General features: G+C 60.7%; 12 protein-coding genes and 1 pseudogene. 8 read left to right on the forward strand and 5 right to left on the reverse strand.

Annotated elements, in window-relative coordinates; genetic code table 11:
• Positions 1-133: 133 nt before the first annotated feature.
• From KHO31_RS37650 to gltX, 4 genes are all read right to left on the reverse strand, one after another.
• Positions 134-1,498 (reverse strand): coproporphyrinogen-III oxidase family protein, encoded by a 1,365-nt coding sequence (locus KHO31_RS37650; RefSeq protein WP_211625900.1) that lies wholly within the window; start codon positions 1,496-1,498, stop codon positions 134-136.
• Positions 1,498-2,352 carry a TauD/TfdA family dioxygenase gene (locus KHO31_RS37655; protein ID WP_211625902.1) on the reverse strand — a complete coding sequence of 285 codons (855 nt, stop codon included), beginning with the start codon at positions 2,350-2,352 and terminating at the stop codon, positions 1,498-1,500. The genes KHO31_RS37650 and KHO31_RS37655 overlap by 1 nt, the downstream gene beginning before the upstream one ends.
• Positions 2,349-3,188: a 2OG-Fe(II) oxygenase family protein gene (locus KHO31_RS37660; protein ID WP_211625904.1), complete on the reverse strand. Its 840-nt coding sequence runs from the start codon at positions 3,186-3,188 to the stop codon at positions 2,349-2,351. Before KHO31_RS37660 ends, KHO31_RS37655 begins: the two co-directional genes overlap by 4 nt.
• A gap of 121 nt (positions 3,189-3,309) precedes the next feature.
• On the reverse strand, positions 3,310-4,782 hold the full coding sequence (gene gltX / locus KHO31_RS37665) for a glutamate--tRNA ligase (RefSeq protein ID WP_211625906.1): 1,473 nt from the start codon (positions 4,780-4,782) through the stop codon (positions 3,310-3,312).
• A gap of 159 nt (positions 4,783-4,941) precedes the next feature.
• On the opposite strand from gltX, the gene KHO31_RS37670 reads away from it, so the two are divergent.
• Entirely contained in the window at positions 4,942-6,402 is a 1,461-nt protein-coding gene (locus KHO31_RS37670) for an NAD-dependent succinate-semialdehyde dehydrogenase (protein WP_211625909.1), read from the forward strand.
• A gap of 412 nt (positions 6,403-6,814) precedes the next feature.
• Positions 6,815-7,633, forward strand: coding sequence for an HAD family hydrolase (locus KHO31_RS37675; RefSeq protein ID WP_211625911.1), 819 nt, complete (start codon positions 6,815-6,817; stop codon positions 7,631-7,633).
• 262 nt (positions 7,634-7,895) lie between these two features.
• Here the strand turns inward: KHO31_RS37675 and KHO31_RS37680 are convergent.
• Positions 7,896-8,526, reverse strand: a pseudogene (locus KHO31_RS37680) (IS6 family transposase).
• Between the two features lie 37 nt (positions 8,527-8,563).
• Between KHO31_RS37680 and KHO31_RS37685 the strand changes: the two are divergent.
• The 6 genes from KHO31_RS37685 (at position 8,564) to KHO31_RS37710 (ending at position 12,295) form a co-directional block, all read left to right on the forward strand.
• Positions 8,564-8,881 carry a hypothetical protein gene (locus KHO31_RS37685; RefSeq protein WP_211625913.1) on the forward strand — a complete coding sequence of 106 codons (318 nt, stop codon included), beginning with the start codon at positions 8,564-8,566 and terminating at the stop codon, positions 8,879-8,881.
• A gap of 260 nt (positions 8,882-9,141) precedes the next feature.
• Complete coding sequence (gene tnpA, locus KHO31_RS37690) at positions 9,142-9,555, forward strand: IS66-like element accessory protein TnpA (protein WP_211625915.1); 414 nt, start codon at positions 9,142-9,144, stop codon at positions 9,553-9,555.
• Positions 9,552-9,899: an IS66 family insertion sequence element accessory protein TnpB gene (gene tnpB / locus KHO31_RS37695; protein WP_090801994.1), complete on the forward strand. Its 348-nt coding sequence runs from the start codon at positions 9,552-9,554 to the stop codon at positions 9,897-9,899. The genes tnpA and tnpB overlap by 4 nt, the downstream gene beginning before the upstream one ends.
• A gap of 41 nt (positions 9,900-9,940) precedes the next feature.
• Entirely contained in the window at positions 9,941-11,482 is a 1,542-nt protein-coding gene (tnpC, locus tag KHO31_RS37700) for an IS66 family transposase (protein ID WP_211625917.1), read from the forward strand.
• A 2-nt stretch (positions 11,483-11,484) separates the two neighbouring features.
• Positions 11,485-12,078 carry a plasmid pRiA4b ORF-3 family protein gene (locus KHO31_RS37705; RefSeq protein WP_211625920.1) on the forward strand — a complete coding sequence of 198 codons (594 nt, stop codon included), beginning with the start codon at positions 11,485-11,487 and terminating at the stop codon, positions 12,076-12,078.
• A gap of 19 nt (positions 12,079-12,097) precedes the next feature.
• A complete protein-coding gene (locus KHO31_RS37710; RefSeq protein WP_211625922.1) occupies positions 12,098-12,295 on the forward strand; it encodes a hypothetical protein in 198 nt (65 codons plus the stop codon).
• The last annotated feature ends 470 nt before the right edge of the window (positions 12,296-12,765 follow it).

The following is a 12,765-nucleotide window of genomic DNA, read 5'->3' on the forward strand; positions in this document are numbered from 1 at the left end:
TATTTCGGCCGGGCCAGGTGGTCGTATAGAAGTGCCCGAGTTGGCCGCTCGCTCATATCGATGCGACTCCGCTTTCAGCAAGCCTGTAGCTTCCGTCGGAGTTCATAGGGTGAACCGCTCCGATTTGAAAAGGCTAGGACTTGGCGACGGGAAAGTACTGCGAACGCTGACGGGTGCGTCCGATGGAAAGATGCGCATCGAACGCACTTCGCTGAAAGTCGGAGAAGAGTTCCGTCGAGATGTCGTCGCCGAATTCGGTCGCAACCGAATGGAGGACCAAGCGTGCCCCGTGTTCGAGCAGGCACCCATGCGCGATCAACTCGGACAATACCGGGAAGTCGTCGACGATCGAGGATCCGAACAGCTGCTGATAACCGACACCGTCAATTTCGAGTTCGAGCAGGCTGTTGACGACGAAGGCGCGCCGCATTTCATCGTCGCTGGGCGGGGCACAGCCGGTCACGGCATCGCCGCCCTCCGACAGGCGGCCGCGCCATTCGTCGAAGCCGATCGCATTGATGACCGGCCAGCCGCCAACAAAGCCATACGCCCCCGGACCGACGGGAACAATATCAAAAAGCACACCGGTGGTGGCTCGGTTGTATCGATGATAGCGCCCGTCACGGAAATAGTTTCTCACGCGTTGGTGCTCGTATTTTTCTTCAAGCAGGTATGTCGATGCCGCTGTGAGCCATTGACGCTTCTCGTCGCCGTTCGCCTCGCTGCGGCGACGGGAAAGCGGCGCCGCAGCCGCCAGTTCCAGCGGGTTGACCGCGATCATGGATACCCCAGCCGCAATGGCGCGGCGCAGATCATCAATGTGGTCGTCGACGGCGTGCACGGAAACGTCCGCCATGATGTCAATGTTGATGTTGTCGTGGCCCGCGGCGGCGGCCGCGGCCAGTACCGCGTCCGCATCGGCCGGCGAGTGATGCGCCCCGAGGAATTCTAGGACGCGGGGATTCCAGCTCTGGATACCCAGACTCAGGCGGTCCACCCCGTTTTCGCGGGCCGCGCTCAGCTTTTCCGTCACGGCATCCTTCGGATACCACTCCATCGTGATCTCCGCGTCCGCCGCCAGCACAAATGCGTCGGCGAGATGACGAAGCACAGTCTCGATCTGTCTCGCCGTGAGCGCGCTGGGGGTTCCTCCGCCGATGAACACTGCCTGCACGGGCCCGCTGGACGGGTCGAGTGCGCGTCGCCCGGCCCATAGGTCGATTTCGCGCCGCGCAGCATCGACAAACTGGTGCGACCGCTCGTCACTGTGTACGCCCGGGTAAAAGCGGCAGAAGCCACAGCGCTGGCGACAGAAGGGAACGTGGAGATACACGAGCCCGACGCGCGTCTTGTCTTGGCGGTATGGCTTCCAGTGCGTGAGGAACTCGCCCGGCGCAACATGGGTGCTCGGCAATGGGTAGAAGCCGATCGGGCGCTTCCGTTCAGCATAGCGCAAGCTCAGGATCCGCCGAATTTCATCGTCGTGCAATGCGCGCATTATTTGATCCTTATCCTTTGAAGCACCCGTCGCTCGTCCGTCATGCGCGAGCGGCCATGCAAAAAGCGATGGTTGGAAAAGATTGCGACGCGATTGCGGCGCCAATGCACTCCGCGCATGAGTTCGGGCTCATAGGCACAGGAAAGGAGGTCATGAAGCGCAGCGTATACCTCTCGTGCCGGGCAACCGGACGACCACTCGGCAGGTTCGGGGACCGGATCCCGAAAAGTAAGGACGGGACCATCATGCCCTTCGGACAGGACCGGCGTGTCGCATCGATCCGGCATCATGATGGTGCGCCTCAGCACTTCGACCGAGGCAGGCTGGAGCCGGCCGACAAGATCCCACGCGTCGCATAGCAGCGTCTGTCCGCCGCAACCGGGCGGCGGAGGCACCAAGCACTGGAAGAGCAGGGAAGTCGGGCGTTCAATCTTTGGCCAGCGGCTGCCTTCGCTATGAAGACTGACCCATGACAGGGAGAATGGCCGCAACTGAGGCAAATCGCACGCGTACTCCGCCTTCAGGCGCAGCACGACGTCGTCTACGACGAAGGGCTGCACCGCTTCGTCAAGTTCCCGGATCGGCTGACCGAAGCAGTGAGCCAGCGCGCGCAGCGCGGCCGGGTCAAGCGCGTCGTCCAGGTCCACGATCGCCAGGCCGTCGTTGGTCAGTCGCGCCTTCATGTGCTGGACAGCCCCTGCTAGTTCGTCCCGACCGCTAATGAAGATCGGTTGGCCGAGCGAAGGAAACCAGTCGGTACGCCCGAGAACACTTTCTCTGCGTGCATCAACTCGCATGTCTCCGACCACCGCCGAGAGGCCGCGCAGCGCCCTCGCCGACACCTGGGAACTCATCGATACCTCCCGTCAAGCATGTTGTACTCGGCTTGCCTGGCTGCGATGTGCTGTCCAGCATTGACAAGCGAGCCATCCTTGAATCGGACGGTACGATCGAAGGCGGGCTGGTGAAAGACTACGAGACTGGTTCGGGGAACCGCCGTGCTGCGGACTCGATGAAGCGGTGGTGTGCAACCTAGCCAGCCAGCCAACAGTTCTCCGACGATCGCGCAGGCACACGCATCGGGCGGTATGGCTCGCCAGTCGTTTCCGTCATGGATGTCCAGAGCCCCAGCCTTGCCCGGTTCGAAGAAGATGATGGTGAGCCCGCCGAAGTCTCGGTGCGCCTTCATCGCGATCGGGTCGAGAAGTAATGGCGGATAATAGTTGACGACCGTTGTGCTTTCATGGTCTTCCAGCCAAAGAGATCGCGTCTTGTCCTCGGCATGTCCACGCGTGGCGGCCGCGGTGGCGATCAACCTTCCGATCAGATCGATGCTCCGATCGTGCGCCGCGCGCAGCGCCGCGTGCAGTTCGCCTTCCGGCGCCAAGGCGGGCCCCGACGGATTCAGCGCCGCCTTAAGCGCAGCAGCTGGCATTTCGTAGCGCTCCACCATGTCGATATGCTGCGGATCGCCCTCGGGTAGCGGCTGGTAGCCGCTCCACATTCCATTGCCCGACCAGGTGACCAGTTGTTCCTTCGAATCGGTGCGTGAGAGCGTGCGCCGACCCGTGGCTAACGCCTTCTGGCTGGCCAGCCGCAATTCGTCTTCAACGGCAAAGCTCGCGCAACCGACGGTCAACAAGTCGTTGACCACGCGTGCAAGATTGAATTCGCCACCTGCTGCTTTCATATATCGTCTCTCACGATACTAGCGTTGCACCGGATTTGCACGGCGGGATGCGATTAGCGCTTGCGAGACAGCACCAGCCACGCCGCCGGAAGCAGGCAGGGGGCGGGCCGAAGCGAAGGATCTATTGCGCCTCCTCTGCAAGGCGAGCCGCAGCCTCAAGTCGCCGGCGACCCACATTTTTTCCCAGTACTGCCAGGATTTCAATCACCCCAGGCGCAGTTCCCCTGCCCGTCAACGCAACTCGGACGGCGGGCGCGATGTCCTTGATCTCCATGTTCCTGGACCGCAGGAACGACTGCATAGTCTCCTCGATATGCTCATGCTCGAACAGGTCAACGGCACCCAAGGCATCCGAGAGCGCCCTCAGATGGACAGCGGCCGCCGGCGTCAAAAACTTGGCTCGGGCTTGCGCATCGAATACTGGCTCGTCGCGCAGGAAGCAATCAATTCCCTCCGCGCACTCAACAAAGGTTGCCGAGCGCGGCCGGATCAGGCGGGTTGCCTTCTCGAGCAGTGAGTCGTCCCAGTTCCGGAGGCCCCGTCCGATCAGAAAGGGCCGAAGCTGGCGCAGGTAATCCGCAAACGGCGTGTACCTGTCGTCCGTCAGCACCTTCTGGCAGATCGCTTTGCACTTTTTTAGATCGAATTTGCCGTGGGCGCTACTGACGTCCTCGATATTGAAATACTCGACGAGTTCCGAACGCATGAAGGTTTCCTGATCTCCATAGCTCCAGCCGAAGCGCACCAAGTAATTGAGCAACGCCTCGGGCGAGTAGCCCAGATCCTTATATTGCATGACGCTGACGGGAATGCCATATCGCTCGCCGTCGCGCTTGCCCAGTTTTCTTCCATCTGGCCCCAGAATCATCGGCAAATGCGCCAGTTCAGGAATCGGGAGCGAGAGTGCCTCGTAAAGCAACACTTGCTGCGCGGTGTTGAGGATGTGGTCCGCTCCGCGCGCAACCAACGTAATGTCCATCAACGCGTCATCCACAACCGCTCCGAAGTTGTAGAGCGGAATTCCGTCGCTGCGCATGATTACGAAGTCCTGGATTTCGCTGTTGGAAGTGACGATGTCGCCGTAGACCTTATCGTGGAATATGGTCTGCCCGCTCAGGGGCGTCTTGAAACGCACCACGTATGGCTTGCCCGCAAGCCAGTCGCTTTCGGTTTTGTCGCGCCACAGGCGTGGATAGACGAAGCGATGCCGTTGATCGGCGGGCAACCGGTTGCGCCACTCGTCGAGTTGCTGGCGAGTGGCGTAGCAGCGATACGCCTTTCCCTGCGCGACGAGGCGATCCGCATACTCTTTGTATGTTGACAGTCGCTCCATCTGACTGTACGGTCCGTAAGGGCCTCCGACCTCGGGGCCCTCGTCCCAATCCAGACCGAGCCAGCGCATCGCGTCGATTATGTCCTTGGCGCTTTCATCAGTGCTGCGGGCTTGATCAGTGTCTTCGATGCGCAGGACGAATGTCCCACCGGACTGACGAGCATGAAGCCAATTGAACAGGATGGTACGAGCGCCGCCGATGTGCAGGTAACCGGTCGGCGAAGGTGCAAAGCGAACTCGCGGGGTACGGGGTCTCGTCATTGTCGATGTTGAAACAATCAGTGAGCATTGTTAGACAAACGTGCATGCTGAGCAGCCCTGAGCGTCTGCACTGCATCTGATCTATCTTCCATGATTCTTCGTACCATAGGGACGGCGGAGCTTGGACAATCTCCCAAAGGATACCGAAACAAAACACCAATGACTACGCCCAGAACCGTAACGGATTTCGACTATCCCGCACCCAGCCTGTACATCGACGGCGAGTTCTTGACAGGTGGAGGGCGGTGCGAGCAGGATGTCCTCAATCCGGCCACTGGCCAGGTCATCGGCAAGCTTCCGCACGCGACTACCGAAGACCTCGATCTCGCCATAGCAGCCGCATCGCGCGCATTTGAAAGCTGGCGCAAAGTTTCTCCGATGGAACGCAGCAAGGTCCTGCGCAAGGTTGCGGACCTCGCGCGGGAGCGCGCGCGTGACATCGGCCGCGGCATTACATTGGATCAGGGAAAGCCGCTGGTGGAAGCGGTCAACGAAGTGACCTTCTGCGCGGAACATGCCGACTGGCATGCCGAGGAATGTCGGCGTGTCTATGGGCGAGTCATTCCCTCACGACTGGACAACGTGACGCAACTGGTGATGCGTGAGCCTGTCGGTGTGTGCGCAGCATTCACGCCGTGGAACTTCCCGTTCAACCAGGCGATACGCAAGATAGCGGCGGCCATCGGCGCGGGCTGCACCATCGTTCTGAAGGGGCCCGAGGATGCGCCGAGCGCGATCGTGGCCTTGGCGCGACTGTTCCACGATGCGGGCCTGCCCAGGGGGGTGCTGAATGTGGTCTGGGGCATCCCGGCAGAGGTGTCCAGGCATCTGATTCAGAGCGCGACAGTTCGAAAGGTTAGTTTTACGGGTTCGGTGGAAATCGGAAAGCAACTGGCAGCCCAGGCGACATCCCTGATGAAGCGCATCACGATGGAGTTAGGCGGGCATGCGCCGGTGATTGTCTGCGACGACGCCGATGTTGATGCGGTGGTCGACCTCCTGACGCCATATAAGTTTCGCAATGCCGGCCAGGTTTGTATCTCCCCGACGAGGTTTTACATCCAGGAGCGCGTCTATGATCGCTTCGTTTCCAACTTCGCGGAAAAAGCCCGTACGATCAAGGTCGGCGACGGATTGCTGCCGGAGACGAAGATGGGTCCTCTGGCGCATGCACGGCGCGTCGCAGCAATGAGAAGTCTGGTCGATGATGCACGCGCGCGTGGAGCAGAAGTGCTCACTGGAGGCTCGAGCCTGTTGGGCGAAGGGAACTTCTTTGCGCCCACCGTCGTCGCCGAACTGCCTGACGACTCGCGCCTGATGACCGAGGAGCCTTTCGGCCCGATTGTGGGCGTCGCGCGATTCAAGACAATTGAGGATGTCATAGCGCGCGCCAACGGCCTTTCGTATGGACTCGCGTCGTATGTGTTCACAAACTCCGCGAAAAGCGCAAGAACGCTCGCCGGCCACCTCGAAGCCGGCATGGTGTCTATCAATCATCTGGGACTTGGCCTTCCCGAGACGCCATTCGGCGGCTGCAAGGACAGTGGCATGGGCATTGAGGGGGGCAGCGAAACGTTCGACGCATACCTCAACACGAAGTTCATAACACAGCTGTACTAGTTACTTTCCAAGTGAGGCTCATGAGGAGCATCGCATGACGCATATGGAACCAGGTGCTACTTTACGGCTATGGTTTCGCGGATTGGTTGCGGAGAAGCATGCCAGCTAACAAATAACCCGGCAACTTCCAGCAACATGGCATTGACTTCGCCAAAGTATCCTGTGCTGAAGTTGCCAAGCTCCTGTAGGCACCTTCAATGGACGGCTCACCAAAATGCGGGCGGAACCCTTCGAAATCATCATGCGCGACGCATCGACTCCATCTTCAAGGACATCCCGCACGCCTGCAGCAATGACGGACAAGCAGGTGCACCGCGTCGAGGGACGGTCCATTTCGATGAGTAAATCCGCAGCGGGATGCCGAGGTTCGTTGACAGATCTGTGCACTGAGCACTCATAGAGGGATTTGTACATGGACGCCTTTTCGCGCATCGGTCATCCGATGTCGAGGACCAGCGAAGCCCGTCCGAGCATGCCAAACAAGGCGGGGGAAATCGTTCGCAACGCGACGGTGTTCTTCGATCTCGACGGAACGATCGTCGATCAGCGGCACATGCGTTCGTGCGCGTTACGTAAGGTTGTCGACGAATATCTACCTGGATTCGACGACCGCCAAGTCACTGATCTACACGATCAGATCCTAGAAAACATTGTTTCGCTGCAAAGCAGCGGATCCCTCAACATCCACGACGCGGGTATTCTGCGCTTTGAGAGGCTTTGCGCGGCGCTGGGGAGGCCAGCTTCGCGAGCCCTCGTCAGTCAACTCTATCGAGAGTATCGGATTGAGCATCAGCATGCCATGCGGGAAGTTGCGGGCGCCTCGGAAGTCCTCATGGGCCTTCGAAGGTCGGGAGTTCGCCTAGGCATCATTAGCAACGGTTACACGGAAGAGCAACTTGGAAAACTTAAGGCACTTAGACTGCTGGACATGTTCGATGTCATCGTGATTTCGGAGGCCATCGGTGCGTGGAAGCCACAGCCTGCGATATTCATGGCCGCGGCGCATCTTGCTGGCGCCGAGCCGGCTCAATGCGTCATGGTCGGAGACAGTGTCGCGAATGACATCAATGGAGGGCTTGCTGCCGGCTTTCGCTGCATCTTTGTGGCACCATGTAGCGAAGCTCGAGTCCCGAGTGGCGTGCTGCACCTCAACGGATTCGTGCCGGCGTCGAAAGCGATAGACCAATTGCTTCGGCCTTGCACACTGGATGGCCAAATGCTCCAGAAATAGCCAGAATAGCCAAGTTGGCAAAGCTGGATTAGACGGCGGGGACAAGCGGATACCCACGCAGCCAAGCGGCGGGTCCGCAGTGTGGTTAACGAGTCCCACCTCTGTTCGCCAGAGCAACCACCCGCCGATGACTCCCAAGATGACCGACGACCCGCCCCCCCTTCTGATGGCGCCGACTCTGGTGGAGGGAAATATAAGGATCCAACGGGGCTCTGTCGCGATAAGGACGGAGGGGCGAACGCAGTGCACGGGCCGCGATTGTTTATGAGGCGAGGGAATAGAATTGATGTGCGGCGGACGCGCCAGTCACTTTGGCGCATTTCATTTGCCCCTTGCGGATCATGTGCATCACCTCAATGCCGCCCAGAATGATGCGCGCACAACGAAAATCCTTGAAGCCGAGCATGGGCCGGGTTCGGCGTTTGATGGCCCGGTGGTTCTGCTCGATGCGGTTGACCTGACGGATGCGGATGGGTGTTTCGCGTGCGGCGTTGATGGCCTGGAGGGCGGCCAGATTGGCACCGCTCCTATCCATGTTGACCGTCTGCGGGGCGCCGTTCCGACCAATCGCTTTCTCGAAGAAGCGGCGCGCTGCAGGCTTATCGCGATGGGCGCGCAGCAGGAAGTCGATGGTGTTGCCGGCCTTGTCCACGGCTCGATAGAGATACCTCCACTGGCCCCCTGATCTTGAGGTAGGTCTTGTCCATTCGCCAGTTTTTGCCGACCGGCCTTTTGTGTTTGCGAAACATTTTCTCGAGCAACGGGACCAGCTTGATCACGCAGCGGTGCACGGTCGAATGATCGACTGAAATACCGCGCTCAGCCATCATTTCCCCGAGATCACGCAGACTCAGCGAGTAGGCCACGTACCATCTCACGCAGACCAATATCACTTCGAGGGGATAGTGAAGTCACTTCAGAACTTTGGCTATGCCCGAGGCCAGCGTCTTTCGCGGAGTCTGCGTCTTCTTCATCGTGCCATTCGGGGAATTTCGTCTGATCCGGATTTTACCCCTTCGGTTTATCGCGACACAGCCAGCCGCTGGGCAGAACGTGGGGCAGTCCGCGTCTTTGGATACGTCAGCACCCCGATGGAAGCTCGATGCGACGGTTCAGGAAGGTGACGACGCTGCTGCCGCTTTAGAGGCAATGATCCCGATGAGCTCGCTGGATGTGGAGGCAGCCGAACCATATCGTTCGCTGCAGGCGATGTACCCTTTTGGCGGCCTTCAAAGCGGGGGCGGTTAGTCCGGCCAAGGTAGTTCATGAGATAGAGGTGCTAAAGAAGGGAAGCCGACCGCCCTCAAGTCCGTGCCCCCCCCGCATCCGCCCCTCAAGGGGCGTCACACAAGCGCTATCGTCAGAGTGACCTTCGCGCTCGCTGGCGATGAACGTGCAGAAGGGATGGAGGTGCTTCGGGAGTAAGCGTCATTTGAAGGCCGTATCGACATCGACGTTGAGAGTGTCCAAAGTGATGCCCATCACTTCGAGTAGTGGGGACCACTTTGATGACAGAGATCGACTGTGCTGGGAGCCGCAAGGGGCGGCCGAATTACGCGCCTGAATTCCGGCGTGAAGTTGCGATAGCAGCGTGCGAGCCGGGCATCTCGGTGGCGAAGCTCGCGCAGTCGCACGGTCTGAATCCGAACATGGTGTTCAAGTGGCGCAGGCAGTACCGTGCCGGTCTGCTGGACAACAAGCCGGTGAGCGAGACGGCAGTGTTCGTTCCGGTGGCGATATCGCCGGATGATTCGATGGCGGTTTCGTCGCTACCGGTGCCGACAGCGCAATTGCCATTGCGCGCACAGGAAGCCGCGACTTCAGGTATCGAGATCGAGCTCAATGGCGCACGCGTGCGAGTGAGCGGGAAGGTAGACCCGGCCCAGCTGCGACTGGTGCTGCATTGCCTGAGGCCGGCATGATCGCGCTGCCGACCGGCACCCGCATCTGGCTCGCCGCAGGCGTCACCGACATGCGCCGTGGCATGGATGGTCTGGCTGCACTGGCGCAGGTGGCGCTTGAGCAAGACCCGTTCTCGGGCCACGTGTTCGCCTTCCGTGGTCGCCGGGGCGATCTGGTCAAGCTGCTGTGGTGGAGTGGCGATGGAATGAACCTGTACGTCAAGCGCCTGGAGCGAGGCCGTTTCATCTGGCCGCAGGCCGACGCGGGATGCATCCATCTGTCGGCGGCACAACTGTCGATGCTGCTCGAAGGCATCGACTGGCGACGCCCCGAACGGACGTGGAAGCCCACATGCGCCGCGTAAATTTGCCCCCACTTCTGCGCGTGCCTGGTAAACTCTCAGGCATGCCAGTCAGCCGACTCCCCGACGACATCGACACACTCAAGCGCATGCTTGTCTCGCGCGAAGAAACCATCGCGCGTCTGCTTGCCGAGATCTCGCGTCTGAAGCGCTGGCAGTACGGACGCTCGTCGGAGCGCATGGCAGAACTGACGGGACAACTGCAGCTCGCACTCAGTGACGGGGCACTGCCGCAGCAGGATGCCGTGCCGGCACCGGCGCCAGAACCGGTGCCGGATGAACCCGTAGACACGACAGCGCCGGTGGTTCCACTACGCCGCCGCTCGCGCGAATTCCCTGCGCACCTGCCACGCGAGGTGGTGGAGCACAAGCCACAGGGCTGCGACTGCCCCGAATGCGGCGGCCGGCTGCGCAAGCTGGGTGAAGACGCTTCCGAGATGCTGGACTACGTGCCGGGGTACTTCCGGGTGATCCGGCACGTGCGCCCCCGGCTGAGCTGCAGCCGTTGTGCGAAGGTCGTCCAGGAAGCGGCGCCGTCGCGCCCGATCGTACGCGGCATGGCCGCAGCCGGCCTGCTGGCGCAGGTGGTGGTTGCCAAGTACGCCGACCATACGCCGTTGTACCGGCAGGCAGGAATCTATCGCCGTGCCGGCATTGAACTCGACCGTGCCACGCTGGCCTCGTGGGTTCGCGAGTCCGCCGCACTGCTGCAGCCGCTGGCGGATGCCGTTGGCCGGTATGTGCGTGAGGCGCAAAAAATCCATACGGATGACACGCCCGTCCCGGTGCTGGAACCCGGACGCGGCAAGACACGTACGGCACGGTTGTGGACGTATGTACGCGATGACCGGCCGGCGGGCAGCCGGGCACCCCCGGCGGTCTGGTACCAGTACTCGCCCGACCGCAAGGGAGAGCGACCCCGTACGCATCTGCAGGGCTGGTCGGGCATCCTGCAGGCGGATGCCTACAGTGGCTACGATGCGCTGTACCGCGATGGCACGATCATCGAGGCAGCATGCTGGGCGCATGTGCGGCGCAAGTTCTACGACCTGTACGAACTGGAGCGTTCGCCGGTAGCGCAGGAGGCACTCAGCCGCATCGCGGCCCTGTATGCCATCGAGCGCGAGGTGCGCGGCCGCAAGCCGGAGGTCCGGCAGTCTGTGCGCATGGCGCGGGTATTGCCGCTCGCAGGCACACTGAAGGACTGGCTGGAACATACGCTCGCGCAGGTCTCGGCGAAGTCGGGCCTTGGCAAGGCAATCCGGTATGCGCTGGGGAACTGGCACGCGCTGGTGCGCTACTGTGAAGACGGGCGCATCGAGATCGACAACAATACGGCGGAGCGGGCTATCCGGCCGCTCGTGATCGGCCGGCGCAATTACCTGTTTGCCGGTTCTGACGGCGGTGGACAGAGTGCGGCGGTCATCTACAGCCTGATCGGCACGGCACGCCTGAATGGCATCGAACCGTATGCATACCTGCGCACGGTGTTCGAGCGCATCGCCGAGCATCCCATCAACCGGATCGACGAGTTGCTGCCGTGGCGTTTGATGCCGGTGGAGCAGCCGGTCCAGCAGGCTGCGTGACGATGGCATCGACTCGCAAACCCGCGTTACGCGCGGTCGATTCACAGGTACCGGTCTACCAGTTGCACATCGAGCTGAAGTATCTGAAGCCGGCGGTCTGGAGACGGGTGCTGGTCCCCGCCTCGATCAAGCTGCCGAAGCTGCACGTCGTGCTGCTGTGGGCGATGGGCTGGGATGGCGGCCACCTGCACGAATTCGTGTTCGGCGACACCAACTACGGGATGCCCGATCCGGACTTCCCGAGTGACCCGCCGATGCTCAACGAAGCGCGGGTGAGCCTGGGCACGGCGCTCGGTGCGCTGAAGTCATTCACCTACATCTACGATTACGGTGACAACTGGCAGCATCGTGTGAAGGTCGAGAAGGTCCTGCCGGCTGATCCTGAGCTGCGCTCGCCCATCTGCCTGGACGGCCGCAATGCCTGCCCGCCGGAAGATGTTGGCGGCGTACCCGGCTACATCGAGTTCCTCGACGCGATCATCGATCCCGCTCATGAGGAACACCAGCTGTTGCTCGACTGGTGTGGCGGTAGTTTCGATCCTGCTGCCTTTGACCTCCAGGGCGTCAACGAACGCATCTTCGAGATCAAATTCTGATCGTCAAGACGGCCGCCAAATGTCGCTTACCTTCGGGATGCCGTACTTCGAGGAGAAGATGCGCGAGGCTGAGGCGACCGACGAAGATCGCTACCTGAGTGTCGACGACGTGATGACGCTACCGATGGACGTGGTGCACGCCAACCTCGGACGGCGGCAGGGCGTTGAGGCAATGACCGGTAAGTGGATTGTGTTCGCGAATTGCGAGGCGCAGTAATACTACCTCTGCATCGCTAACCACAGCACAGCCACGCATCAGCAGATTTGCCAGCAGATCGACGCCACCTGCTGCACTTAATTTTTTCCGTTCCGCCGCGAACTGCGTGCATTGTAGATCAGGCTGAGAACAGCCACGGACCGACCGGGGAACGCGAGTGCCGCACGCGTTGCTTTTACGACTCGAAACGTACACAACGAAGGTTCTCCGGCTTCGGATCGATCCGACAACACCTCGCGGTCAAGCGCCATCTGCTACGGGTCTCTGGCTATTGCAAACAACTCGCGGCACGATTTGTCGCGTGGCGTGAATTTGCAGACGGTACCCAAAATCCGTCAACCGTCTTCTGACTATTCATCGGTAAGCGATCGTTCATTGACGCCCTATCGCCACGCGCCCGGAGAGGCGACGATAGTGTCCACTTAAATCGGAGGTGGACACTATGGCAGCAGACAGCAGCGATCTGAACG

The organism is Paraburkholderia domus, assembly GCF_905220705.1.
GTDB classification, from domain to species: Bacteria; Pseudomonadota; Gammaproteobacteria; order Burkholderiales; family Burkholderiaceae; genus Paraburkholderia; species Paraburkholderia domus.